The 23,840-nt window shown below is 71.1% G+C and carries 21 protein-coding genes and 1 pseudogene; 13 read left to right on the plus strand and 9 right to left on the minus strand.

Annotated features, from left to right (window positions below):
• The first annotated feature begins 48 nt into the window (after positions 1–48).
• Both OG584_RS29110 and OG584_RS29115 read left to right on the plus strand, forming a co-directional pair.
• Complete coding sequence (locus tag OG584_RS29110) at positions 49–1,392, plus strand: transcriptional regulator (protein WP_405782266.1); 1,344 nt, start codon at positions 49–51, stop codon at positions 1,390–1,392.
• A gap of 51 nt (positions 1,393–1,443) precedes the next feature.
• Positions 1,444–1,974: an NUDIX hydrolase gene (locus OG584_RS29115; protein ID WP_405782268.1), complete on the plus strand. Its 531-nt coding sequence runs from the start codon at positions 1,444–1,446 to the stop codon at positions 1,972–1,974.
• A gap of 117 nt (positions 1,975–2,091) precedes the next feature.
• On the opposite strand, the gene OG584_RS29120 is transcribed toward OG584_RS29115, so the two are convergent.
• Positions 2,092–2,952 carry a 3-hydroxybutyryl-CoA dehydrogenase gene (locus OG584_RS29120; protein WP_405782269.1) on the minus strand — a complete coding sequence of 287 codons (861 nt, stop codon included), beginning with the start codon at positions 2,950–2,952 and terminating at the stop codon, positions 2,092–2,094.
• A 142-nt stretch (positions 2,953–3,094) separates the two neighbouring features.
• Positions 3,095–4,045 (minus strand): DMT family transporter, encoded by a 951-nt coding sequence (locus OG584_RS29125; protein WP_405782271.1) that lies wholly within the window; start codon positions 4,043–4,045, stop codon positions 3,095–3,097.
• Between OG584_RS29125 and OG584_RS29130 the strand changes: the two genes are divergently transcribed.
• Together OG584_RS29130 and OG584_RS29135 are read left to right on the plus strand one after the other, a co-directional pair.
• Positions 4,044–5,480, plus strand: coding sequence for a PLP-dependent aminotransferase family protein (locus tag OG584_RS29130; RefSeq protein ID WP_405782272.1), 1,437 nt, complete (start codon positions 4,044–4,046; stop codon positions 5,478–5,480). The two genes, OG584_RS29125 and OG584_RS29130, sit on opposite strands and share 2 nt — an antisense overlap.
• A gap of 151 nt (positions 5,481–5,631) precedes the next feature.
• Positions 5,632–6,207, plus strand: a complete 576-nt coding sequence (locus OG584_RS29135; protein ID WP_405782274.1) for a histidine phosphatase family protein — start codon at positions 5,632–5,634, stop codon at positions 6,205–6,207.
• A 58-nt stretch (positions 6,208–6,265) separates the two neighbouring features.
• On the opposite strand, the gene OG584_RS29140 is transcribed toward OG584_RS29135, so the two are convergent.
• The 3 genes from OG584_RS29140 to OG584_RS29150 all read right to left on the minus strand — a co-directional run bounded on the left by OG584_RS29140 (position 6,266) and on the right by OG584_RS29150 (position 7,897).
• The gene (locus OG584_RS29140) at positions 6,266–6,739 is read right to left on the minus strand and encodes an SRPBCC domain-containing protein (RefSeq protein ID WP_405782276.1); all 474 of its coding nucleotides are present in this window, start codon (positions 6,737–6,739) and stop codon (positions 6,266–6,268) included.
• A 102-nt stretch (positions 6,740–6,841) separates the two neighbouring features.
• Complete coding sequence (locus OG584_RS29145; RefSeq protein WP_405782278.1) at positions 6,842–7,348, minus strand: SRPBCC family protein; 507 nt, start codon at positions 7,346–7,348, stop codon at positions 6,842–6,844.
• Positions 7,349–7,471: 123 nt separating this feature from the next.
• Positions 7,472–7,897, minus strand: coding sequence for a helix-turn-helix transcriptional regulator (locus OG584_RS29150; RefSeq protein ID WP_405782280.1), 426 nt, complete (start codon positions 7,895–7,897; stop codon positions 7,472–7,474).
• A gap of 217 nt (positions 7,898–8,114) precedes the next feature.
• On the opposite strand from OG584_RS29150, the gene OG584_RS29155 reads away from it, so the two are divergent.
• The 9 genes and pseudogenes from OG584_RS29155 to OG584_RS29195 all read left to right on the plus strand — a co-directional run bounded on the left by OG584_RS29155 (position 8,115) and on the right by OG584_RS29195 (position 19,525).
• On the plus strand, positions 8,115–10,499 hold the full coding sequence (locus tag OG584_RS29155; protein ID WP_405782282.1) for an ATP-binding cassette domain-containing protein: 2,385 nt from the start codon (positions 8,115–8,117) through the stop codon (positions 10,497–10,499).
• Between the two features lie 351 nt (positions 10,500–10,850).
• Positions 10,851–11,963 carry an ABC transporter substrate-binding protein gene (locus OG584_RS29160; protein ID WP_405782284.1) on the plus strand — a complete coding sequence of 371 codons (1,113 nt, stop codon included), beginning with the start codon at positions 10,851–10,853 and terminating at the stop codon, positions 11,961–11,963.
• Positions 11,964–12,092: 129 nt separating this feature from the next.
• Positions 12,093–12,533 (plus strand): annotated as a pseudogene (locus OG584_RS29165) (VOC family protein).
• 424 nt (positions 12,534–12,957) lie between these two features.
• Positions 12,958–14,199, plus strand: a complete 1,242-nt coding sequence (locus tag OG584_RS29170) for a hypothetical protein (protein WP_405782286.1) — start codon at positions 12,958–12,960, stop codon at positions 14,197–14,199.
• A gap of 355 nt (positions 14,200–14,554) precedes the next feature.
• Positions 14,555–15,583: an N-acetyl-gamma-glutamyl-phosphate reductase gene (gene argC, locus OG584_RS29175; protein ID WP_405782287.1), complete on the plus strand. Its 1,029-nt coding sequence runs from the start codon at positions 14,555–14,557 to the stop codon at positions 15,581–15,583.
• A gap of 112 nt (positions 15,584–15,695) precedes the next feature.
• Positions 15,696–16,847, plus strand: coding sequence for a bifunctional glutamate N-acetyltransferase/amino-acid acetyltransferase ArgJ (gene argJ, locus OG584_RS29180; RefSeq protein ID WP_405782288.1), 1,152 nt, complete (start codon positions 15,696–15,698; stop codon positions 16,845–16,847).
• Positions 16,844–17,767: an acetylglutamate kinase gene (argB, locus tag OG584_RS29185; protein ID WP_405782290.1), complete on the plus strand. Its 924-nt coding sequence runs from the start codon at positions 16,844–16,846 to the stop codon at positions 17,765–17,767. Before argJ ends, argB begins: the two co-directional genes overlap by 4 nt.
• The gene (locus OG584_RS29190; RefSeq protein ID WP_405782292.1) at positions 17,764–18,948 is read left to right on the plus strand and encodes an acetylornithine transaminase; all 1,185 of its coding nucleotides are present in this window, start codon (positions 17,764–17,766) and stop codon (positions 18,946–18,948) included. The genes argB and OG584_RS29190 overlap by 4 nt, the downstream gene beginning before the upstream one ends.
• Positions 18,949–18,967: 19 nt before the next feature.
• Entirely contained in the window at positions 18,968–19,525 is a 558-nt protein-coding gene (locus tag OG584_RS29195) for an arginine repressor (protein ID WP_405782294.1), read from the plus strand.
• 28 nt (positions 19,526–19,553) lie between these two features.
• Here OG584_RS29195 and OG584_RS29200 read toward each other — a convergent pair whose 3' ends face one another.
• From OG584_RS29200 to OG584_RS29215, 4 genes are all read right to left on the minus strand, one after another.
• Positions 19,554–20,255, minus strand: coding sequence for a L,D-transpeptidase (locus OG584_RS29200; protein ID WP_405782296.1), 702 nt, complete (start codon positions 20,253–20,255; stop codon positions 19,554–19,556).
• A gap of 72 nt (positions 20,256–20,327) precedes the next feature.
• Positions 20,328–21,317 (minus strand): bile acid:sodium symporter family protein, encoded by a 990-nt coding sequence (locus OG584_RS29205; protein ID WP_405782298.1) that lies wholly within the window; start codon positions 21,315–21,317, stop codon positions 20,328–20,330.
• Between the two features lie 88 nt (positions 21,318–21,405).
• Positions 21,406–22,371: a PfkB family carbohydrate kinase gene (locus OG584_RS29210; RefSeq protein ID WP_405782299.1), complete on the minus strand. Its 966-nt coding sequence runs from the start codon at positions 22,369–22,371 to the stop codon at positions 21,406–21,408.
• The gene (locus tag OG584_RS29215) at positions 22,368–23,831 is read right to left on the minus strand and encodes a purine-cytosine permease family protein (protein WP_405782300.1); all 1,464 of its coding nucleotides are present in this window, start codon (positions 23,829–23,831) and stop codon (positions 22,368–22,370) included. Before OG584_RS29215 ends, OG584_RS29210 begins: the two co-directional genes overlap by 4 nt.
• Positions 23,832–23,840 lie beyond the last annotated feature (9 nt).

Here is a 23,840-nt window from a genome sequence, read left to right on the forward strand (position 1 = left end):
CTCCCGCACCCCCATCCGCCGGTCGGTCCAGTCACCGGAAGGGCCCACATGCTGCCGAACACCCAGCTCGACGCCCTGCTCGACGAGGCCGGGATGTCCCATGCGGGCCTCGCTGTCCGGGTCAACCACGCGGGCGCCGCCCGCGGTCTGGCCCTGCGGTACGAGCACACCGCCGTCGCGCGCTGGCTGAAGGGCCAGCGGCCGCGCGGCCAGGTGCCCGACCTGCTCTGCGAGGTGCTGGCCGCCCGGCTGCGCCGTACGGTCACGCTCGACGACATCGGCCTGGGCGTACCCGGTGAGCCCGTGCCGGCGCATGCCACGCCGCTCCGCGGGTTCGTGGAGCGGGCGGCAGCGCTGTGGCGCTCCGACGCGCAGCACCGCCCCCACCTGCTGGGCTACGCCCCGGTGGCCGGGACGCCCGCGGTGCTGCCGGTCTGGGAGTGGGAGAACCCGCCCGAGGACGCCGATGTCTCCCGCAGCGGCGGCGGTTGCGGGGTCGGCCGGGCCGACACCGAAACGCTCCGGGCGGCCAGGACGCACTACGAGCAGATGTACCGGAAGGCGGGCGGTGTCGCGACCCGCGCCCGTATCGTCCGGTTCCTCGACTCCGGGACGGCTCCGCTGCTGCGCGGCACGTACGGCGATGCCACCGGGCGGGAGCTGCTGCGGGCCACTGGCGGACTGGTGGCCATCGCCGGTATCTGTGCCTACGACTCCGATGCTCAGGGCCTGGCCCAGCGTTACTTCCACCAGGCGCTGCGGCTCGCCAAGGCCAGTGGCGACCGGGCGCTCGGCGCGTACGTCGTCGCGCTCCTCGTCAACCAGGCGCTCTTCATGGGGGAACACCGGCAGGCCGTCGCCTTCGCGGAGGCGGCACTGCGTACGGCGGGGCGCGCGCTCACTCCCGCCCTCGGCAGTGATCTGCACGCGATGCAGGCCAAGGCGTACGCCTGTCTCGGCGACGGGGGCAGCGCGCTGGCCTGCATCGGGCGGGCGGAGGCAGCAGCGGGGCGCATCAGACCGGGCTCCGAACCCGACGAGACCGGCTATGTCCAACCGGGCCTCGTCCATGTGCAGGTGGCCGAGGCGCTGCTGACGCTGGGCGATCTGCCGGCCGCGAGGTCGCACGCGGTCGCCGCCGCCGGTGCCCCGGCACACGACCGTGGCCGGGTCCACCGGCTGGCGACGCTCGCCCGTATCGAACTGCGCCAGGGAGACGCCGACCGCGGTGTGGCCACCGCCGAGGAGATGGCGTTCCAGGCACGGGGGATGGAGTCGCGACGGCTCCGGGACCGGCTGCGGGGCGTACGCGACGACCTGCTGGAGAGCCGTTTCGGCCGGGCGGGCGAGGCCGCCGCTCTGATCGATGGGGCGCTGCGCGTTCCGCTGTGACCGTGCTCCTGCTGCCATATGGCCATCGACTTGTCGGAAGGTGGCAGAACTGTGCAGTGGACGAACTTGAGCGAACGAAATGTGTACAAGAACCGCTGGTTCCAGGTCAATCTGGCGGATGTCGCGCTCCCTGACGGCACCCGGCTCGACCACTACGTGATCCGGCTGCGAGCCGTGGCGGCGGCAACCGTCGTCAACGAGGGGAACGAGGTGCTGCTGCTCTGGCGGCACCGGTTCATCACCGACAGCTGGGGCTGGGAGCTGGCCGCCGGCGTGGTCGAGGACGGCGAGAGCGCCGAGGGGGCGGCGGCCCGCGAGATGGAGGAGGAGACGGGATGGCGGCCGGGCCCGCTGCGCCATCTGCTCACGGTCGAACCGTCCAACGGGCTCTCGGACGCCCGGCATCACCTCTACTGGTCGGAGCAGGGAACCTGCACCGGCGCCCCGCAGGACGCGTTCGAGTCCTCACGGCGTGAGTGGGTACCGCTGAAGCTGGTGCCGGACATGATCGCGCGCGGCGAGGTCCCGGCGGCCAACATGGCGGCGGGGCTGCTGATGCTGCACCATCTGCGGCGCGGCTGACCCCTGTCCGGCAGGGCAGCCGCTCACCGCCGGTGACCGCGCGGAGAGTGCGGGGCGGGCGCAGGGGCGCCGTCCGCCCCGCATACGCCCGGTCCCGTCACTCTCCGCGCGGACCGGTCAGGCGTACGGGTAGAAGCCCGAGCCGGTCTTCCGGCCGAGCCGTCCCGCGTCGACCATGCGCTGCAGCAGCGGGGGAGCGGCGTACAGCGGCTCCTTGAACTCCGCGTACATCGAGTCGGCGACGGATGCGACGGTGTCGAGACCGATCAGGTCGGCGAGCTTCAGCGGGCCCATCGGGTGGGCGCAGCCCATCTCCATGCCGTTGTCGATGTCCTCACGGCTCGCGATGCCGGACTCGAACATCCGGATCGCGGAGAGCAGATAAGGGATGAGCAGGGCGTTGACCACGAAGCCCGAGCGGTCCTGCGCGCGGATCGCGTGCTTGCCGAGTATGTCCTGGACCAGGGCCTCGGACCGCTTGACCGTTTCCTCGGACGTCGTCAGCGCCGGAATCAGCTCGACGAGCTGCTGCACGGGTGCCGGGTTGAAGAAGTGGATACCCATCACCTGGTCGGGGCGGGAGGTCGCCACGGCCAGCTTCACCAGCGGGATGGACGAGGTGTTGGAGGCCAGGATCGCGTCCTGCCGGGTCACCACCTGGTCGAGGACCTGGAAGATCTCCGTCTTCACCTGCTCGTTCTCCACGACGGCCTCGATGACGAGGTCGCGGTCGGCGAACTCCCCGAGGTCGGTCGTGAAGCTCAGTCGGCCGAGCGTCGCGTCGCGCTCCTCCTCGGTGATCTTGCCGCGTTCGGCAGCCTTGGAGAGAGAGTTGTGGAGCCGGGTGCGGCCGATTTCCAGAGCCTCGCCAGTGGTCTCGGCGACCATCACCTCAAGGCCGCTGCGGGCGCAGACCTCTGCGATCCCCGCGCCCATCTGGCCACAGCCCACCACTCCGACGCGTTCGATGTCGGTCACATCCAGCCTTTCGCAGATCGTCGCGGGCGAGTACCCCGTATGGTTCCGGCGCCCGCCCGGCCCCCAGACGTTACCTCCGACCTGCCGGTGACCGGGCCTCCGGGTTAACAATCGCTCACTCCGCAAATCCCGACTTTTCCGTCTATACCGTTCTCGATCGCTGGGTGACCGCGATGCAGACGAGGACCGCGACCGCGGCGACCGGAGCGGCCACCGGGAGATGCTCGTGCAGCAGGAGGACCGACCAGACCAGGGTCAGCAGTGGCTGTGCCAGCTGGAGCTGGCTCGCCCTGGCCACACCGATCTCCGCCATGCCGCGGTACCAGACCACCAGCCCCAGGAACTGTGAACCGGCCGCCACCCAGAGGACCCCGGCGATGCTGTGCCCGGTGAGATGTACGGGTTCCAGCGCCGACGTCACGACCGCGGCCGGCACCGCGAGCGGCAGGCAGAGGACCAGGGCCCAGCCGATCACCCGCCAGCCGGGCATCTCGCGCGCCAGCCGTCCGCCCTCGGTGTAGCCGGCGGCGCAGATCAGCAGGGCCGCGAAGAGATACATGTCACCCGTGGACAGCGCGCCGCCGGACTGCTGCACGGTGAACGCGATCACCACGGCGGCTCCGGACAGGGCGGCGGCCCAGAAGGTGCGCGAGGGACGGGACCCGGTCCGCACGGCGGAGAAGGCGGCCGTGGTGAGCGGCAGCAGCCCCACCACCACGGCCGCGTGCGAGGTCGTGGACGTCTGCAGTGCGAGCGTGGTCAGCAGCGGGAAGCCCACGACGACGCCGGCGGCCACCACGGCGAGACCTGCCCAGTGGCGCCTTTCCGGAACGTGGGCGCGCACGGCGAGGAGGGCGGCGCCGGCCGGCAGGGCGGCGAGCACACAGCGTACGGAGATGAGCGACCAGGGCCCGAAGCCTTCCAGCCCCCAGGCGGTCGCGGGGAAGGTCAGTGAGAAGGCGACGACACCGAGAGCGGCGAGCAGGGTGCCGTTGCGACCCGGACGGGCGGTCGCTCCCGCGACGCTCCCACCTCTGTGACTGCCGCTGACTGCTATCGGTGAATCCGCGGTAGCGCTATTATCTACTGTCATGTATCAGCGTAGCAGTGTGTCTGATCTGGCAAAACTGCTGAAAGACGAGCTCGACCGCTATCCAATTGATGGAAAGCTGCCATCGAGTCGTGCCATGGTCGAGGCCTACCGTGTCAGCCCGGTGACGGTTTCCAGGGCGCTCGCCCAGCTTGCCGCCGAGGGCCTAGTGGTGACCCGTCCGGGCGCTGGGGCGTTCCGCGTCCGGCCGCGCACGGAGCTGCCCGGACCCGGCGACACCTCCTGGCAGGAGATCGCGCTCAGCGCCCACGGCGCGTCGGACGCAGCTCCCCGCGCGGTGGACGCATCCGGGGTGCTGGTCACACTCGCCGTGCCGCCGCCCGGCGTCATCGAGTTCAACGGCGGGTATCTGCACGCCTCGCTCCAGCCGGAGCAGGCCATGGGCGCCGCTCTCGCCAGGGCGGGCCGCAGGCCAGGCGCGTGGGGGAGGCCGCCCGTGGACGGGATCCCCGAGCTGCGCGAGTGGTTCGCCCGGGGGATCGGCGGTCCGGTCACCGCGGCCGACTGCCTGGTCACCGCGGGCGGGCAGAGCGCCCTCAGTACGGCACTGCGCGCCCTCGCCCCGCCCGGCGCCCCCGTACTCGTCGAATCCCCGACCTATCCCGGCATGCTGGCCGTGGCCCGTGCGGCCGGGCTGCGGCCGGTGCCGGTGCCGGTGGATCCCGAGGGGGTGCGCCCCGGACTGCTCGCCGACGCGTTCCGCGCCACCGGGGCCCGGGTCTTCGTCTGCCAGCCGCTCTTCCAGAACCCGACCGGCGCGGTGCTCAGCGACGCGCGCCGACCGGAAGTCCTGCGCATCGCCCGGGAAGCGGGGGCGTTCGTCGTCGAGGACGACTTCGTCCGCAGACTCGTCCACGAGGACGCCGGGCCGCTCCCGAGGCCGCTGGCGGCCGACGACCACGACGGTGCGGTCGTCCATGTCTGCTCGCTCACCAAAGCGACCTCGCCGAGTCTGCGGGTGGGTGTGATGGCCGCTCGCGGCCCGGTGCTCGAACGGCTGCGGTCGATCCAGGTGGTCGACAGCTTCTTCGTTCCCCGCCCGCTCCAGGAGGCCACGATCGAGCTGGTCGGATCGCCCGCCTGGAACCGTCATCTGCGCTCGGTCGCAGGGCAGTTGAGGGCCCGCAGGGACGCACTCGCCGGCGCACTCCGCAGCAGTCTCCCCGAACTGGACCTCCCGTACGTCCCCACCGGCGGCTACCACCTCTGGCTGCGGCTGCCCGACGGCTCGGACGAGGCCGCGGTGGTCGCGGCTGCCCTTCGCGCCGGAGTCGCGGTAGCTCCGGGGCGCCCCTACTTCTCCGCCGAACCACCCGCCCCCCATCTGAGGCTGAGCTTCGCCGGGGTGGCCGGTGGGAGTGAGATCACCGAAGGTGTACGGCGGCTGCGTACGGCGTGCGACGAGGTGTTCGGCTGAGCCGGGGCGGACCGCGTCAGGGGTGTGCGTGCGACCCGCCGGTCCGGATGCTGCCCGGAGAGTCGGATCCCGGCCGACGGGACCCCGCTCCCGTGAGCCGGGTCGCCGCCACCTCTTGACCCGTCATGGATTCAGTCGCACGATCGCGGCCATGAGCACCCGCGTCACGCTGGTCGCCGCCGCGCGCAGTTCCTCCCGGCTCGCCGAGCGCTTCGACGACGACCGGCCACTCGACCGGGCCGGCTGGCACGAAGTGCAGCTCTCGGCGGGCTTCCTCGTCCCGCTGGCCGCGGCCGAGCTGCGCTACTGCTCGCCCACCGCCCGCAGCCGCGCCACCGGTGACGCACTCGGTTTCGCGCCGCTGCTCCAGCCCGCGCTGAGCGACTGCGACATGGGCCGGTGGCGCGGCTTCACCCTGGCGGAGGTGGCCGCACGTGAACCCGGGGCCGTCGATGTCTGGCTCTCCGACCCGCGCTCGGCACCACACGGCGGTGAATCACTGCTGGGGTTCATCTCGCGGATAGGGGGCTGGCTGGAGACCCGGCCCCCGTGCGACGGGTCCATCGTCGCGGTCGCCGAGCCGTCCGTTGTCCGGGCCGCCCTGGTCTACGCGCTCGGAGCGCCGCCGTCGACGTACTGGAACGTCGATGTCCGGCCACTCTCGACAGTGACCCTGACCGGTATGCCGGGGCGCTGGAGCCTGCGTCTCGAGGCGGCCGCGTGCTGACGTGCGGGGGGCTGTCACGCCCGGTCACGGGCTGAACCGGCCGCCCCGTGCCGTGGTCTCAGCCGGCCGGTGCGGTGCGCAGGTCGAGCTGGTCGAGGACCAGGGGCCACGCGTCGGCGGTGCGGTCGCAGGACTCCTCGTCCACGAAGCCGGCGTGGGTGAGCGTAAGGACGCTGCCGTCGCCCTCCGGTGCGAGTTCGACGGTGACGACGGTCTCGGCGCCTTCGGTGCCACCGGCTCCTGTGACCCAGGTGAGTTCGACCAGCCGGTCCCGCTCCAGCCGCAGGAACCTGCCGTAGTGCGGGTGCCGGGTCACCGGGCCGTCCGGCTCGGGCGCGTACTCCGTCTCGAAGAAGAAGGGCTCGGCCTGCTCGGCTGTCATCCGCACCGAACCGGGTGCGGCGAACCACTGGTCGATGTGTTCGGTCCAGGCCAGGTAGAGGACGCCGGGCGCGGCCCCCATGGTGCGCGTGGTCGTCAGCCGGAAGGGCCGGGACGTCAGATCCGGGATGCGGAAGGGTTCCTGGGGCATTCCGTACGCCTCACTCCACAGCTGGGCATCAGGACAGTTCTCCCCATCCGACCACACGCACTCGCCGGGCGCCGCGGCGGCGGCGCCGCGGGCCGGCCGACGTCACACCGTGGGCGCTTCCAGGGCCGCCTTGAGGTTGCGCAGCGTGGTCCCGATGTTCTTGCGCTGGAACACGGCGAATACGTGCCCGCGCGTAGCGATCCGGTCGAAGGCGTTGGCCGCGAAGTCCGGCCAGGAGCGCCGGTCGTCCGTCCAGGTCTCGGTGACCTTCGTGCCCGTACCGGCACTCTCGAAGCGGTACTCCCAGGTGGCGATGGGCCCCCGCAGCCGCGGCCGCCTGATCCCGATTGCGTGCACCCGGAACGCGAACCGCTCGCCGGGGTCGGCCGCTGTCACCGTGCAGCGTGTGGTCCAGCGGAAGGCCCCGCGCTTGTTGTGCCCGTCGAAGGCCATGCCGACGAACGCGCCGCCACCTGTGCCGTGCAGTGTCGCCCCGAGATTCTCCGGGCTCCACCGGCCCATCAGGGCGGGGTCGCTGACCTGCTCGTACACCGCGGAGGGTGAGGCGTCGACCACGACGCTGCCGGACACTGAGAATGTGCGGGCCATGGTGGCTCCGTTCCTCGGGGCCTCGACCCTACCGGCCAGTAGTAAACGTGTCAGCACCGGCCGCCCAGGACCTCGGGCGGCCGGCTGACGGCGCTCCGCGCTCGCACGAGTGGCGGCAGGCCGTCAGCAGGGCTCGCCGCCCGGGGGGCGGTTCCTGACCGGCCGCGTATGGATCTTCGCCATACAGGCCGGGACGGCGTCACCGGGGTCATGGCTCCGGGCCCGGTAGCTGCTCGGGCTCTCGCCGACCAGTTCGGTGAAGCGCGAGCTGAACGACCCCAGCGACATGCACCCGACAGCGAAGCAGACCTCGGTGACGGACAGATCGCCACGCCGCAGCAGCGCCGCGGCCCTCTCGATACGGCGGGTCATCAGATAGCTGTAGGGCGTCTCGCCGAAAGCGGCGCGGAAGCTGCGGGAGAAGTGGCCGGGCGACATCAGGGCGCCGTGCGCGAGCGCCGCGACGTCGAGGGGTTCGGCGTAGTCGCGGTCCATCCGGTCGCGGGCCCGCCGAAGCCGGACGAGGTCGTCGAGATCCTGCCGTGTCACCCGGCCAGTTTCCCACGGCGCCCGGAGGCGGGCGGGAGAACGTGTCGTGCACCGGAGAACGCGTCGTACACCGGGGCGCGGCCCCGGTACCGGTCAGGAATCGAGAAGCGCGGCCGTCCGGCCGCGGCTAGCGTGACGGCATCCGGGCCGGTGACAGGCCGCGCAAGCCGCTCCGCCCCACACGCAGCCCCGCCGCACAGATGGAGACACGAAGAGCATGGCCACCAGGAAGAACACGCGAGTGCCCGCGCTGCCCGCTGCCGACAGCCACGACGTGATCCGTGTCCACGGCGCTCGCGTGAACAACCTGAAGGACGTCAGTGTCGAGATCCCGAAGCGCCGGCTGACGGTGTTCACCGGCGTCTCCGGCTCGGGAAAGAGCTCCCTGGTGTTCGGCACGATCGCCGCGGAGTCGCAGCGGCTGATCAACGAGACCTACAGCACCTTCGTGCAGGGCTTCATGCCGACGCTCGCCCGGCCCGAGGTGGACGTACTCGACGGGCTGACGACAGCGATCATCGTCGACCAGGAGCGGATGGGTGCCGACCCGCGCTCCACCGTCGGCACCGCCACCGACGCCAACGCCATGCTGCGCATCCTCTTCAGCCGGCTCGGCAAGCCCCATATCGGTTCGCCCCAGGCGTTCTCCTTCAACGTCGCCTCGATCTCGGGGGCGGGTGCCGTCACCGTCCAGCGCGGCGGCCGCGCGGTGAAGGAGAGGCGGAGCTTCAGTGTCCTGGGCGGGATGTGCCCACGCTGCGAGGGGCGGGGCACGGTCAACGACATCGACCTCACCCAGCTGTACGACGACAGCAAGTCGCTCAACGAGGGGGCACTCACCGTCCCCGGCTACAGCATGGACGGCTGGTACGGCCGGATCTTCGGCGGCTGCGGCTTCTTCGACCCGGACAAGCCGATCAGGAAGTTCACCAGGAGGGAGCTCGCCGACCTGCTCCACAAGGAGCCGACCAGGATCAAGGTCGACGGCGTCAACCTGACCTACGAGGGGCTGATCCCGAAGATCCAGAAGTCGATGCTGTCCAAGGATGTCGACGCGCTGCAGCCGCACATCCGCGCCTTCGTGGAGCGGGCGATCACCTTCACCGTCTGCCCGGAGTGCGACGGCACCCGGCTCAGCGAGGAGGCGAGGTCCTCGAAGCTCAACAAGATCAACATCGCCGACGCCTGCGCCATGCAGATCAGTGACCTGGCCGACTGGGTCCGCGGCCTCGACGCGCCGTCGGTGGCGCCGCTGATCGCCACGTTGCAGCACACGCTCGACTCGTTCGTGGAGATCGGGCTGGGCTACCTCTCGCTCGACCGGCCGTCGGGCACACTCTCCGGCGGCGAGGCGCAGCGCACCAAGATGATCCGTCACCTCGGATCGTCACTCACCGACGTCACCTACGTGTTCGACGAACCGACGATCGGGCTCCACCCCCACGACATCGAGCGGATGAACGAACTCCTGCTGCAACTGCGGGACAAGGGCAACACGGTGCTCGTCGTGGAACACAAGCCGGAGGTGATCGCCGTCGCCGACCACGTCGTCGACCTCGGCCCGAGGGCCGGGACCGAGGGCGGTGACGTCATGTACGAGGGGACCGTCGACGGGCTGCGGGCGAGCGACACGATCACCGGCCGCCATCTCGACGACCGGGCGGTCCTCAAGCGGGAGGTCCGGACCTCGTCGGAGGTTCTGGAGGTCCGCGGCGCGGCCACGCACAACCTGCGGGATGTCGACGTCGACATCCCGCTCGGTGTCCTCGTCGTCGTCACCGGGGTCGCGGGCTCGGGCAAGAGCTCGCTGATCCGCGGCTCGGTGTCGGGGCGGGACGGTGTGGTGACGGTCGACCAGGGCGCGATCCGCGGTTCGCGGCGGAGCAACCCGGCGACGTACACCGGACTCCTCGACCCGATCCGCAAGGCGTTCGCGAAGGAGAACGGCGTGAAGCCGGGGCTGTTCAGCGCCAACTCCGAGGGCGCCTGCCCGAACTGCAACGGCGCCGGCGTCATCTACACGGACCTCGCGATGATGGCCGGTGTCGCCGCGCCCTGTGAGGTGTGCGAGGGGAAGCGGTTCCAGGCATCGGTGCTCGAATACCGGCTCGGCGGCAAGGACATCAGCGAGGTGCTCGCGATGCCGGTGGCCGAGGCCGAGGAGTTCTTCGGGGGAGGCGGGGCGAAGCTTCCGGCCGCTCACCGGATCCTGGGGCGGCTCGCAGACGTCGGGCTGGGCTACCTCACCCTCGGCCAGCCGCTCACCACACTGTCCGGCGGCGAGCGGCAGCGCATCAAGCTGGCCACGCACCTGGGGGAGAAAGGCGGCATCCACGTCCTGGACGAGCCGACCACGGGTCTCCATCTCGCCGACGTGCAACGGCTGCTCGGCCTGCTCGACCGGCTCGTCGACTCCGGCAAGTCGGTGATCGTCGTCGAGCATCACCAGGCGGTCATGGCGCACGCCGACTGGATCATCGACCTCGGCCCCGGCGCCGGCCACGACGGCGGCCGGATCGTCTTCGAGGGCACGCCCGCCGATCTCGTGGCCGACGGTTCCACCCTCACCGGCGAGCACCTCGCCGCCTACGCCCGCACCTGACCGGGGCCGCTTCGGCGCCGTGGGGCGGGTGGCCCGAGCCGCTGTCCGTACGGTGCCTGGCCCGCCGTACGGATGGCCGCTCGTCGCCCCCACGGCTTCGCGCCCTGCTCGTGAAGTGCGCACCGCGTCTCGCGGCGTTGCCGAAAGGCCCCGGTGGCGGGCCGAGGCGGGTGCCGCGGCTCCGGGAGGCGACACGAGGGGCCCGAGGCCCCGGGAAACAACGCAACAGCCCTTGGTGCAAAGCTGCTTCGGCCGTCCAGGTGCACCCGCCGCGCCGGGACGGACGCGTACGGCCGGGCGTTGCCCCGCTGCGATCCGGGCGGACAGCGCAATCGTCACCAGGGAGACCGCATGAACACCCCGCCATCGCCACCCGGAGTGGAGCGGACCGGCGGCCCGTCCGTTCGGATCGGCGCGCTCGTTCCGCTGACCAGGCCCGGCTGGACCGAGGCAGGCCGGCACCTGCTCGCTGGACTCGAATTGGCGGTCCGCGAAGTCAATGACGCCGGCGGAACAGCCGGAAGGCCGCTGGAGCTGGTGGTCCGGGACACCGCGGCTGACCCGCGGAAGGCCGCGGCGGCCGTGGACGAACTGGCCGGGTCGGGTGTGGCTGCCTTGGTGGGGGAGTATCACAGCGTCGTCGCACGCGCCGCTGCCTCCAGGGCCGATGCCCTCGGTCTGCCGTTCCTCTGCTCGTCAGCGGTGATCGACGCGCTCACCGAACAGCCGACGGAATGGGTGGCGCGCCTCGCCCCGGCGCAGTCCCACGGCTGGCAGATCTACGCGGACTTCCTCCTCGGCGCGGGTCACAGCCGTATCGCGGTGGCAGCCGCGCCGAGTGTCTACTGGTCATCAGGGACCCGCATCCTGCGGGACTGCCTCGCTCCGCGCGGCGGCACCGTCATCGAACTCGACATGCGCGCGCTCAGCCCCACGGCCGTGTGCGACCAAGTGGCCGCCCATCGCGCCACAGCCCTCCTCCTGCTGGTCGGCCATCCTGAACCGGCGGTGTCGGTCGTCAGGTCCGTCCGCCGCGACCCGCGCCTCGCCGGGATCATGATCGGTGCCCCGGCGGGGCAACCGGAGTTCGCCGAATGGGCGGACTCGCTCGGTGAGGACGGCGCCGCGATCCCGTTCCTGCGCTACCTGCCGGAGCGTCTCGGCCCACTCGGCGCGCGAGTCGGGGCTGCCCTTGCCGAGCGGCTGGCCGAAGCGCCCTCGTTCGTCGCCTTCGAGGGCTACGACAGCGTCGTCGTCCTGGCCGAGATGCTGCGTTCCCACGGCGCCGACCGGGCGTGTACCGCCGAATCCTGGAGGCGCATCGCGGTCGAAGGCACCCGCGGGGAGATCCGGTTCTCCCGTACGCCAGGCATCAGCGTCCGCCAGTGGGCCTGGCCGCCGGTCCAGGTCGTCGACCGTGATCCGGCGGAACCCGGTCGTTTCCGGGTCCTTCACGCGGGCTGAGAGCGCGGAGGTCCGGCTGCGCCGACAGGTTCCCGCAGCGGATGTGGCGGAGGATGTCGAGAGAGGCCCGGCTGCACCGTCCCAGGGCAGGTGGGCCTCGGTGGCCGCACCGCACCGAGGAGGCCGGGTATGACGATTCAGCGGATGGACCACGTCGGGGTGGTTGTCCACGATCTTGGGGCTGCTACGGCGTTCTTCGTCGAGCTCGGTATGGAGCTGGAGGGTGAGGCGCCGGTCGGGGGAGGCTGGGCGGACCGTGTCGTCGGGCTCGACGACGTGCGGGTCGATGTCGCGATGATGCGGACCCCGGACGGCCACGGCCGGCTTGAGCTGACGAAGTTCCGCACACCTGCGGCGGTCGGTGCCGAGCCCGCGAACGCACCGGCGAACACGCTGGGCATCCGCAGCATCATGTTCGCCGTCGAAGGCGTTGAGGACGTCATCGCCCGTCTGCGCACCCACGGCGCCGAACTCGTCGGGGGGCTGGAGCAGTAGGAGGACAGTTACCGGCTCTGCTACGTCCGCGGCCCCGACGGCATCATCGTCGCACTGGCCGAGCAGCTCGGCTGACTGTACCGGTGGGTGATCATCGTGTACCGGGCGACGCCGGGGAGCGCGTCCGGGGCGGCCCTGGCCCGGCTGCCGCGACGCGTGCGGCAACTGCACGCGACCCGGTGGCGATACGGCCCGCGACCGGAGCCCGGACGGCCACTCGTCGGCGACTGAGACCGAGTGCTTCATCCGGCGGGTGAGCACGTCAGTTGGCGGGCCACTGTGGCTCAGCCGGTGGGCACCGATCCGTCTCCGGCGACCTCGCGCCGGCCCATCGGTGCTGACATCGGGGCGGGGCTCACGGCTTCCGGCAAGTGTGATCCCGAGGCAGAGGTGGCACTTGACGTACAACCGTTCGAGATCGGCAAGGGTCTAGCAATCGAAGGACCGTTCTCCCCGAAGGCACCGTCCGTTTACCCGCATCCCAGCAGAGGGCCTCTCCATGCCGATACCCCCACACAACCGTCGTGCCGCCGCTGCCGCGGCCCTCGGCGCTGCCGGCCTGTTCGTGCTCGCCGCGGCCCCCGCCGCCTTCGGCGATGGAACCGCACCCGAACTGGTCGTCGGAGGCATCGAGCCGATCCACGGGTTGAAACCGGGGGGCACCTTCGACCTGCCGGTCACCGTGGCGAACAAGGGCGGGACCGCCGGGAAGATGTGGGTCTCCTATTCCGTCACCCGGGGGCTCGACTTCATGGACGTTCCCTCCAATTGCCGTGTACAGCACATCAGGTCCTACGACGAGATGCCCGAGACCTGGACCGCGACGTGCGCGTTCGACCAGGCGGTGGAGCCGGGCGTCGTCTACACGCCCGAGAAACCTCTCCGTGTCGAGGCACTGGACCGCGCGTACCACGACGAGCTGCACGTGGAGGTCGGGGACGGCGGCGCCCCGATGGACGACGAGAACGGAGAACCGTCGGTGGCGGGGACCGCGCCGGCGGTGAAAATGGTCGAAAAACAGGCCGGGCGCGAGGGCTCCGCGAAACGTGTCGATGTGTCGATCACCTCAGTCAACACGGCTGACTACCAGGTGACGGGTGCCGCGTTGAGGGGGAGGGTCGGTGACACGGTGACGATGAAGGTGAAGTTCGCCAACGCCGGGCCCGCCTGGCTTCTGGAAGACGAAGCGGAGCAGGACGTCCAGATCATGATCACGCCTCCCGCCGGAACCTCGGTCGTCAAGCGCGACTACTACTGCCACGCCGAGGGCGGGACGTATCGCTGCCCCCCGCACCTCGGTCCGTACATGGCTGAGGACGCCCAAATGGTCTACACCTTCAAGCTGAAAATCGACAAGCGGATCGCGGGCGCCAAGGGTTCGATCGCACTGACCACCCAACTGCGGCCGTTCGACCACAACAAGGCCAACGACAAGGCCGACATCACGCTGGACGTCACGGGCGGGGGGTCGACCGGCTCGACGGGCGGCTCGACCAGTGGCTCAGACAGTTCGACGGGCGGCTCGACCAGTGGCTCGAACGGTTCGACGGGCGGCTCGACCGCTGGCTCGGCCGGCGGGTCGTCGTCGACCGGTGACGACGGAACGTCGTCGAACGGCGGCAAGCTGGCAGAGACCGGCTCCTCGACACTGCCGATCACGGGCGCGGCTGCCGCGGCAGTGGTCACGGGGGCGGGCGCGCTCCTTATCGCGCGCCGCCACCGGGCCCGGAACCTGGGCTGACAACCGTCCGACGCGAGCGGAGGTGCCCGTCCCGGGCTTCTGGTCCGGGGCTTCCGCGCTGCCTTGACCGGTGGTGCCTCAGGCGGTTCCCGGTACCGGGCCTACGTGTTCGAGTCCGGGCGCGCCTTCGCCAGGTCGTGCGGCTCGACGGGCCCGGACTGATCGAAGTATCCGGCGACAGTCGACGACCAGGCGGATTGCTGTGCGGCGCCATCCGGACTGCTCCATCTCGCCAACCGCACCGCTCATCCGCCAACTGAATTGCTCAGTCACAGTGACCCGTAACGGCCACCCCCGACGCGTTGCATAAAAGTGCATGCTTGCGTATAGTCATGCCCTCGACGAGGAGGATTCGATGGCGGTACGTGCAGCAGTGGCAGGAGCAAGCGGATACGCCGGCGGGGAGCTCCTCCGCCTGCTCATCGGCCACCCGGATGTCGAGATCGGTGCGCTCACCGGCAACTCCAACGCGGGCCAGGCGCTCGGCGGCCTTCAGCCGCACCTGCGGCCACTGGCCGGGCGGGTGCTCCAGCCCACCACGGCGGATGTCCTCGCCGGTCACGACGTCGTCTTTCTCGCCCTGCCGCACGGGCAGTCCGCCGCCGTCGCCGACCAGCTCGGTGACGATGTCCTGGTCGTCGACATGGGTGCCGACTTCCGGCTGAAGGACGCCGGGGACTGGGAGCGGTTCTACGGCTCTCCGCACGCGGGAACCTGGCCGTACGGTCTGCCCGAGCTCCCCGGGGGGCGGACCGGGCTCGCCGGATCGAAGCGGATCGCCGTTCCCGGCTGCTACCCGACAGCGGTGTCCCTCGCGCTCTTCCCCGCCTACGCGGCCGGCCTCGCCGAGCCCGAAGCGGTGATCGTCGCCGCGTCCGGTACGTCCGGCGCGGGCAAGGCGGCCAAGCCGCACCTGCTCGGTTCCGAGGTGATGGGCTCGATGTCGCCCTACGGTGTCGGCGGCGGCCACCGGCACACCCCCGAGATGATCCAGAACCTCAGCGCGGTCGCCGGTGAACCGGTCACCGTCTCGTTCACGCCGACCCTCGCTCCCATGCCGCGCGGCATCCTCGCCACCTGCACCGCGAAGGCGAAGCCCGGTGTGAGCGCCGACGCCGTCCGTGCCGCGTACGAGAAGGCCTTCGCGGACGAGCCTTTCACCGAGCTCCTGCCGGAGGGGCTGTGGCCGTCGACCGGTGCTGTGTACGGCTCCAACGCCGTACAGATCCAGGTCGCGTACGACGCGGCCGCCGGGCGGATCGTCGCCATCAGCGCCATCGACAACCTCGCCAAGGGCACCGCGGGCGGTGCCCTGCAGAGCATGAACATCGCACTCGGACTTCCCGAGGGCCGAGGGCTCTCCACGGTCGGAGTGGCGCCGTGAGCGGCGGACGCACAGCCATCGGCAGGCACCCACGGACGGAGGCCGCGCCGCCGCGCAGCGCGGCCGGCAGTGATACGAGCCGCCACAGCGGCGGGGCGAACGAGGAGATGCAGTGAGCGTCACGGCAGCGAAGGGATTCACGGCCGCGGGTATCGCCGCCGGGATCAAGGAGATCGGCGGACCGGACCTGGCCCTCGTGGTCAACACCGGCCCCCGCCTGGCCGCCGCGGGTGTCTTCACCTCCAACCGCGTCAAGGCCGCGCCGGTGCTCTGGTCCGAGCAGGTACTCAAGGGCGGGGCCGTCGGAGCTGTGGTCCTCAACTCCGGTGGCGCCAACGCCTGTACCGGACCGAGGGGCTTCCAGGACACCCACGCCACCGCCGAGAAGGCGGCCGGGGTACTCGGCGGCAACGCCGGCGAGGTGGCCGTCGCGTCGACCGGGCTCATCGGTCTGCCGCTGCCCATGGACAAGCTGCTGCCCGGCATCGAGAAGGCCGCAGCCGAACTCTCGACGCACGGCGGCGAGAAGGCCGCCATCGCCATCAAGACCACCGACACCGTCCACAAGACCGCTGTCGCCGGCGGGGACGGCTGGAGCGTCGGCGGAATGGCCAAGGGTGCCGGCATGCTCGCCCCCGGCCTCGCCACCATGCTCGTCGTGCTCACCACCGACGCCGACCTGGACAGCGCGGCCCTCGACAGGGCGCTGCGCGCCGCCACCCGGACGACCTTCGACCGGGTCGACTCCGACGGCTGCATGTCCACCAACGACACAGTTCTGCTGCTCGCCTCCGGAGCCTCCCGAGTAGCGCCCGGTTACGAGTTGTTCGCCGAGGCCGTCCGCACCGTCTGCGCCGACCTGGCCCGCCAGCTGATCGGCGACGCCGAGGGCGCCAGCAAGGACATCCGGATCGAGGTGGTCAACGCCGCGACGGAGGACGACGCCGTCGAGGTCGGCCGCTCCATCGCCCGTAACAACCTTCTCAAGTGCGCCATCCACGGCGAGGACCCAAACTGGGGCCGGGTGCTCTCGGCGATCGGTACCACCGCCGCGGCCTTCGAGCCCGACGAGCTCAACGTCGCCATCAACGGCGTCTGGGTCTGCAAGAAGGGCTCCGTCGGCGAGGACCGCGAGCTCGTCGACATGAGGTACCGGGAGGTGAAGATCACCGCAGACCTGGCAGCGGGCGCCGAGTCGGCCGTGATCTGGGCCAACGACCTCACCGCGGACTACGTCCACGAGAACAGCGCGTACAGCTCATGAGCGCGCGAAAGCACACCGCGCTCCCCAAGGCCCAGACACTCATCGAAGCGCTGCCCTGGCTGACGCGCCACCACGGCAAGACCGTCGTCATCAAGTTCGGCGGCAACGCCATGGTCGACGAGGAGCTGAAGGCCGCCTTCGCGCAGGACGTCGTCTTCCTGCGGCACGCCGGACTCAGGCCGGTCGTCGTGCACGGCGGCGGCCCGCAGATCAGCGCGCAGCTCGACCGGCACGGCCTGGTCAGCGAGTTCAAGGCCGGACTGCGCGTGACGACGCCGGAGGCGATGGACGTCGTACGTATGGTCCTCGCGGGCCAGGTCCAGCGCGAACTCGTCGGACTGCTCAACCAGCACGGCCCGTTCGCCGTCGGGATGACCGGCGAGGACGCCAACACGATCACCGCGGTCCAGCACTTCCCGCAGATCGACGGCGAGGCCGTCGACATCGGCAGGGTCGGTGAGATCACCGGCATCGACATCGGCGCGATCGACGCGCTGCTCGACGACGGCCGCATCCCCGTCGTGTCCTCCATCGCACGCAGCGCCGACGACCACCATGTCTTCAACGTCAACGCCGACACGGCGGCCGCAGCTCTCGCGGCCGCGCTGAACGCCGAGACGCTGATGGTCCTCACCGACGTCGAAGGCCTCTACGAGGACTGGCCGAACAGCGACGACGTCATCAGCAGGCTCACGGCCAAGCAGCTGGAGAAGCTCCTCCCGGAGCTCGCCAGCGGCATGGTCCCCAAGATGCAGGGCTGCCTCTTCGCCGTACGCAACGGCGTCAACACGGCCCGCGTCATCGACGGGCGGGTCCAGCACTCGATCCTGCTGGAGATCTTCACCGACGAGGGAATCGGCACGATGGTCGTGCCGGACACAGAGACAGACACCGACGGCGCCACTGAGGGGGAGTCATGACGAACCAGGAACTCGCACAGCGCTGGCAGGGCGCTCTGATGGACAACTACGGCACACCGAAGCTCTCGCTGGTCCGTGGCGAGGGCGCCACCGTGTGGGACGCCGACGGGACCGCGTACACCGACTTCGTCGGCGGCATCGCGGTCAACGCGCTGGGTCACGCCCATCCCGCGGTCGTCGAGGCGGTCTCACGGCAGATCGCCTCGCTCGGCCACGTCTCCAACCTCTACATCGCCGAACCGCCCGTCGCGCTCGCCGAACGGCTGCTCCAGGTCTTCGGGCGCGACGGGCGGGTGTACTTCGCCAACTCCGGGGCCGAGGCCAACGAGGCCGTCTTCAAGATCGGCCGGCTCACCGGGCGTACGCACATGGTCGCCACCCAGGGCGCTTTCCACGGCCGGACGATGGGCGCGCTCTCGCTCACCGGGCAGCCCGGCAAGCAGAACGGGTTCGAGCCGCTGCCCGGTGTGGTCACCCATGTTCCGTACGGTGACGCGGAAGCCCTGCGCGCGGTCGTCACGGAGAACACCGCCTTCGTGATCATCGAACCGATCCAGGGCGAGAACGGCGCTGTCGTCCCGCCGGCCGGCTACCTCACGGCCGCCCGCGAGATCACCCGGGCCACCGGCACCCTGCTGGTGCTCGACGAGGTGCAGACCGGGATCGGGCGCACCGGCCACTGGTTCGAGCACCAGGCGCACGACGGGGTCGACCCCGACGTCGTCACGCTCGCCAAGGGCCTCGGCGGGGGGCTCCCGCTGGGCGCGGCCGTGGCCTTCGGCGCGGCCGCCGAGCTGCTGAACCCCGGTCAGCACGGCTCCACCTTCGGCGGCAACCCGGTGGCGTGCGCCGCCGGACTCGCCGTGCTCGACACGATCGCCGCGGACGGAATCCTCGACCGGGTGAAGCGCACGGGAGAGAAGCTGCGGACCGGAATCGAAGGCCTGGGACACCCGCTGGTCGGCCAGGTCCGCGGCGCCGGGCTGCTGCTGGGTATCGTGCTCACCGAGTCCCGCGCGCACCGGGTGCAGCAGGCGGCTCAGGACGCAGGATTCCTGGTGAACGTGACCGGCCCCGATGTCGTACGGCTGATGCCGCCGCTGATCATCGGTGACCACGACGTGGACGCGTTCCTCCGGGCGCTGCCCGGCGTTCTCGACCAGGCCAACGGGGAAGAGTGATCCGCAGAATGAGGCGACGATGACCGAGGCGCAGCAGACCGATCACGAGGCACACGACGCCGAGCACGGGGGGCCGTCCGTGCCGCAGACCCGGACCGCCCGCCACCGCCGGATCGTGGACATCCTGAACCGGCAGCCAGTGCGTTCGCAGAGCCAGCTCGCCAGGCTCCTCGCCGACGACGGGCTGAGCGTCACCCAGGCGACGCTCTCCCGTGACCTCGACGAACTGGGCGCGGTGAAGATCCGCAACACCGGTGGTGAGCTGATCTACGCGGTGCCCAGCGAGGGCGGATACCGCACGCCTCAGGCGCCGCTCGGCGAGTCGGCCAAGGAGGAGCGGATGCGCAGGCTCTCATCCGAACTGCTGATCTCGGCGGAGGCCTCGGCCAACCTGGTGGTGCTGCGCACGCCGCCCGGCGCGGCCCAGTTCCTCGCGTCGGCCATCGACCAGGCCGAACTGCACGACATCCTCGGCACGATCGCGGGGGACGACACGCTGATGCTGATCAGCAGGGACCCGGCGGGCGGGCAGGCGCTCGCGGACCATCTGCTGCGACTGGCCCAGAACCCGCGCTGAGAGCACGGCGGCATCGCCCGTACGGCGCTCAGTAGCGGCTCAGGGCGGTCGGCCCGGACCGCGTGCCGATCGCGATGTGCGGACTGCGCCCCGGATCCGCCCAGGTGAGGATCCGGTCGACCGCGGCCGCCGGTACGGACACACAGCCGGCGGTCGCACCGCGGCCGTTGACGTGCAGAAAGATCCCGGCGCCCCGGCCGCGTACCGGCCGGGAGTAGTTGAACCCGATGACGAGCGCCCGCGCGTACTGCGTGGGATAGCTGCTCAGCCGCTCCGCCTCACCCGCGCGGCAGTCCGCGGGCCGCGGATCCACCCAGCGGTTGTACGCACGGGACGCGTTGTCCTCGCACCACCACGAGTCCTTGTCGACCGACCGGTACGGGTAACGGGTGCCCGCGGGGGCCGCTCTGTTCCCGAACGCGTAGGGCAGGCCGTAGATCCCGGTGGGTGTGGTGTCCGTGCCCTGTCTGCGCGTCGCGCCCTCGGCAAGGCCCTTCGCCCCGAACCGGGCGGCCGCGGACCCGGTCTCCCGCCAGCTGCCGCCACGCAGGTCCCACCAGGTCACCGTGCCGGTGGTGGCATGGAGCGACGCGGCCTGTGCGGTGATCAGCTGGGAGCCCCCACCGGTGTCGGCGAGCCGTTCCGGCAGCGGCCCGGCCCCGGCGGGCCGCGCCGCGAGTGAACATCCGACGGCCAGCAGAACCGTCCCCGTCACCAGGAATCCGCGCATGGTCCGGACCGTATGCGGGGCCGGAGCGGACCGCTCGCGCGGCTGCTCCGTACGGTCCAGCGGGGCCGCCCCTCAGGCGGATCCGGCCTTGCGGGACCGGTACGACATCCAGGCCGCGACCAGCGCACCCGACACGTTGTGCCAGACCGAGAAGATCGCCGCGGGCAGTGCGGCCAGCGGGCTGAAGTGCGCGGTGGCCAGTGAGGCCGCGAGGCCCGAATTCTGCATACCGACCTCGAAGGCCATCGCCCTGCTCCCCGGCTTCCCGAGACCGGCCGCCTTGCCCGCTCCGTAACCGAGCAGCAGTCCCAGGCCGTTGTGCAGGACGACGGCAAGCAGCACCATCGCCGCCGCCGACTTGATCGCGGCCGCACTTCCCCCGACCACGACCGCGACGATGACCGCCACCGTGAGGGCGGACAGCCAGGGGAGCGCGCCCAGCACCCGGTCCACGTAACGGCCCGCCAGGAAGCGCACGGTGAGACCCGCGAGGACCGGCAGCAGCACCGTCTTGAGGATGTCGCTCATCATGGAGCCCGCGTCGACCGGCAGATAGGAGCCCGCAAGCAGCAGCGTCAGCGGCGGCGTGACCAGCGGCGCCAGCACGGTCGAGACGGTGGCCACCGATACCGAGAGCGCGACGTCGCCGCGCGCCAGATAGGTGACGACGTTGGAGGCCGTGCCGCTCGGGGCGCAGCCGACCAGGATGACGCCCGCCGCCAGCTGCGGGGAGAGGCCGAGGACATGGGCGATCAGCCAGCCGAGGCCCGGCATGATCACGTAGTGCGCGACCAGCCCGAGCCCCACGGCCCAGGGCCGCTTCGCCACTCCCAGGAAATCCACCTTGGTCATGGTCAGGCCCATGCAGAACATGACCACGCCCAGCAGGTACGGGACGGAGTCGCTCCACCCCGCGAAGGTGCCCGGCGAGGCGAGGCCCATCGCCCCCGCCACCAGGACGAGTACGGGAAAGACGGTGACCGCCCGGCGCGCGGCGCGGTCGGTGGAGCCCGTGGTGTCGGCGGGGACGCCGGTTTCCTGGATCACTTGTTCGTTCTGCACCTGTGTGATGCAACGCTGCTCGCGCACTCCGCCGCAATCCCGTCTCGTTATGTGGTCCATACATCGACTGCGCGGAGGCTCAAGGGGCTCAACCGGACAGCACGGCCAGCCGCTCGGCGAGCGGGTCGTCACCGAGGAACGCGACCAGTTCCGTGAGGTCCGGCGCGGTCGCGGGCCCGCGCCGGGTCACGGCGCAGGCCGCCGACGCGTTGGCGCCGCGCGCCGCCGACAGCGGGTCGAGCCCACGGCCCAACAGGGCGAGGAACGCCCCGACATGGGCGTCGCCCGCACCGTTGCTGTCCACCGCGTCGACCGGGAAACCCGGCACATGGACCGGCTCCGCACCGGGCACCGCCAGCCAGCAGCCGTCCTTGTCGGCGCGCACCAGCACCCCCGCGCCGGGAGCGAGCCGCTCGCGCAGCACGGCGGCGGCCTCGTACGGGTCCCCGTGTCCGGTCAGAAGCCGCCCCTCGCGGGTGTTGCAGCTGAGCCAGTCGGTCCGCGCGAGGACCGGATCGAGGACCTCACGAGGGATGTCCGCGACCAGGGGAGCCGGGTCGAAGCAGACCGTTACCCCGGCCGGCAGCGCGGCGGTGAAGCGGGAGAGGAGGGGGCCGTTCACGGGCATCACCAGGCCGTACCCGGACAGCTGGACCATGTCGCCGTCCCTGAGCCGTCCGGTGACGACGGCCAGTTCCGCCGCGGTCAGCCTGGCGTCGACCCCGAAGCTGGTCACGAACGTCCGCTCGCCCCCGGCATCCACCAGCGCGACGCAGAAGCCGGTGTCGCCGTCCTCGCGGACCGGCAGCACGGTCCGCACCCCCTCCGTGGACAGGGCCTCCCGTACGAGATCGCCGTGCGGGCCCGTGCCGTGCAGCCCCGCGTACACCGCGTCCGTACCCAGCCTGCGGGCCGCGACCAGGGTGTTGAACCCGCCGCCGGCAGTCCGGGACGCGTGCGAGCCGATGACGTCGCCGCCCCGCTCGGGCAGCGCGGGGATCTCGATGACCAGATCGACGATGACGTTTCCGGCGAGGACCAGGCGGGGGTTCATCGGACGGCCTCCTCAAGGGTGGGGTCGGGGGCGGCGGTCACCGTGGAGCGGCGCCCGGCCAGCAGGTGGACGGCGGCACCGACCGCCATGGAGACGGCCCAGCCGAGCCCGTTGGTGCCGAACCAGCTCCCGGCCAGCGGTCCGGAGAACCAGACGTCGTTCTTGCCGGTGGACGCCTCGGTGAAGAGGAGCCCGGCCACGATCGCGGCGACCCAGGCCAGGACGGCGGGCAGCCGGAAGCCGCCGGTGTACCAGTAGGCGCTGGTGCGGGTGGTGTTCATCAGGGCCGCCTCGTCGTAGGTGCGGCCGCGCAGCGTGTCCACGGCGATCACCCCGATCCACGCCGAGATCGGCACGGCCAGCAAGGTCAGGAAGGTGGAGAACGGACCGTAGAAGTCACCTGCGATCAGCATGAAGTAGATGCCGCCGAGGAACATCAGGACGACGTCGACGAGCACCGCGGCGGCCCGCGGCACCTTCAGACCCAGCGTGATCATGGTGAGGCCGGCCGAGTAGGTGGAGAGGTGGTTGGACATCAGCAGACCACCGAAGGCCGCGATCAGATACGGGATCGCCATCCAGGAAGGCAGCATCGCGTTGATGGCGGCGACGGGGTCCGACGCCGTGGCGAGGGCCGGGTCGCCCGCGGTGAGCAGTGAGCCGAGCGAGATCAGCAGCACCAGCGGGATTCCGGCGCCGAAGGCGGAAGCCGTGATCAGCCTGGAGCCCGGTACCGAGCGCGGCAGATAGCGTGCGTAGTCCGCGCCGGCGTTGGCCCAGCCGATGCCGGTGCCCGCGGCGATGAACCCGATCCCGGCGATGACGCCGCTGGTGGGTCCGGACGGCGCGTGCAGCACCTTCGTCCAGTCGACGGTCGCGACCAGGAAACCCATCACGATCAGGTTCAGTACGCCGAAGAGGACCGTGGCCCACTTGTTGATCCACATGATGGTGGCGTGGCCGAGACCGCTGATCAGCAGGGTGCAGGCGATGAAGACCAGCAGACAGACCACCGTGAGGAAGGCGTTCTTGTGCACCCCGAAGGCGACTCCGAGCAGCGCGAGAAGCGCGTAAGCGGCGGTGGTCGTCGTGATCGTCTCCCAGCCCACCCGGCTCAGCCAGGTGATCAGGGTCGGGCCCGCGTTCCCGCGCTGCCCGAAGACCGCCCGGGACAGTGTGAGCGCCGGGGCCCCGCCCTTCTGGCCCGCGATGCTCAACGCGCCGACCAGCGCGAACGAGCCGAACGCCCCCACGACGGCGACCAGCGCCGCCTGCCAGATGTTCAGGCCTCGGAAGGCGACGAGCGTCGCACCGAGCGGCAGCCCGAGGAGCGAGATGTTGGCGGCGAACCAGGTCCAGAACATCTGGCCCGCATGGCCATGGCGTTCGCTGTCGGGGACCGGTTCGATACCCCGGGTCTCCACGGTGCCGACGCGATCGTTCTTCGTTGAAGCGGCCATGACGGAACC

Source organism: Streptomyces sp. NBC_00859 (assembly GCF_045161865.1).
Taxonomy (GTDB): Bacteria; Actinomycetota; Actinomycetes; order Streptomycetales; family Streptomycetaceae; genus Streptomyces.

Excerpts from the sequence above, each read along its gene's own strand:
- OG584_RS29110 (WP_405782266.1), top strand. The coding sequence starts at position 49 with ATGCTGCCGAACACCCAGCTCGACGCCCTGCTCGACGAGGCCGGGATG.
- OG584_RS29130 (WP_405782272.1), top strand. The coding sequence starts at position 4,044 with ATGTATCAGCGTAGCAGTGTGTCTGATCTGGCAAAACTGCTGAAAGAC.
- OG584_RS29125 (WP_405782271.1), bottom strand. The coding sequence starts at position 4,045 with ATGACAGTAGATAATAGCGCTACCGCGGATTCACCGATAGCAGTCAGC.
- OG584_RS29135 (WP_405782274.1), top strand. The coding sequence starts at position 5,632 with ATGAGCACCCGCGTCACGCTGGTCGCCGCCGCGCGCAGTTCCTCCCGG.
- OG584_RS29140 (WP_405782276.1), bottom strand. The coding sequence starts at position 6,739 with ATGCCCCAGGAACCCTTCCGCATCCCGGATCTGACGTCCCGGCCCTTC.
- OG584_RS29145 (WP_405782278.1), bottom strand. The coding sequence starts at position 7,348 with ATGGCCCGCACATTCTCAGTGTCCGGCAGCGTCGTGGTCGACGCCTCA.
- OG584_RS29155 (WP_405782282.1), top strand. The coding sequence starts at position 8,115 with ATGGCCACCAGGAAGAACACGCGAGTGCCCGCGCTGCCCGCTGCCGAC.
- OG584_RS29160 (WP_405782284.1), top strand. The coding sequence starts at position 10,851 with ATGAACACCCCGCCATCGCCACCCGGAGTGGAGCGGACCGGCGGCCCG.
- OG584_RS29170 (WP_405782286.1), top strand. The coding sequence starts at position 12,958 with ATGCCGATACCCCCACACAACCGTCGTGCCGCCGCTGCCGCGGCCCTC.
- argC (WP_405782287.1), top strand. The coding sequence starts at position 14,555 with ATGGCGGTACGTGCAGCAGTGGCAGGAGCAAGCGGATACGCCGGCGGG.
- argB (WP_405782290.1), top strand. The coding sequence starts at position 16,844 with ATGAGCGCGCGAAAGCACACCGCGCTCCCCAAGGCCCAGACACTCATC.
- OG584_RS29190 (WP_405782292.1), top strand. The coding sequence starts at position 17,764 with ATGACGAACCAGGAACTCGCACAGCGCTGGCAGGGCGCTCTGATGGAC.
- OG584_RS29195 (WP_405782294.1), top strand. The coding sequence starts at position 18,968 with ATGACCGAGGCGCAGCAGACCGATCACGAGGCACACGACGCCGAGCAC.
- OG584_RS29200 (WP_405782296.1), bottom strand. The coding sequence starts at position 20,255 with ATGCGCGGATTCCTGGTGACGGGGACGGTTCTGCTGGCCGTCGGATGT.
- OG584_RS29210 (WP_405782299.1), bottom strand. The coding sequence starts at position 22,371 with ATGAACCCCCGCCTGGTCCTCGCCGGAAACGTCATCGTCGATCTGGTC.
- OG584_RS29215 (WP_405782300.1), bottom strand. The coding sequence starts at position 23,831 with ATGGCCGCTTCAACGAAGAACGATCGCGTCGGCACCGTGGAGACCCGG.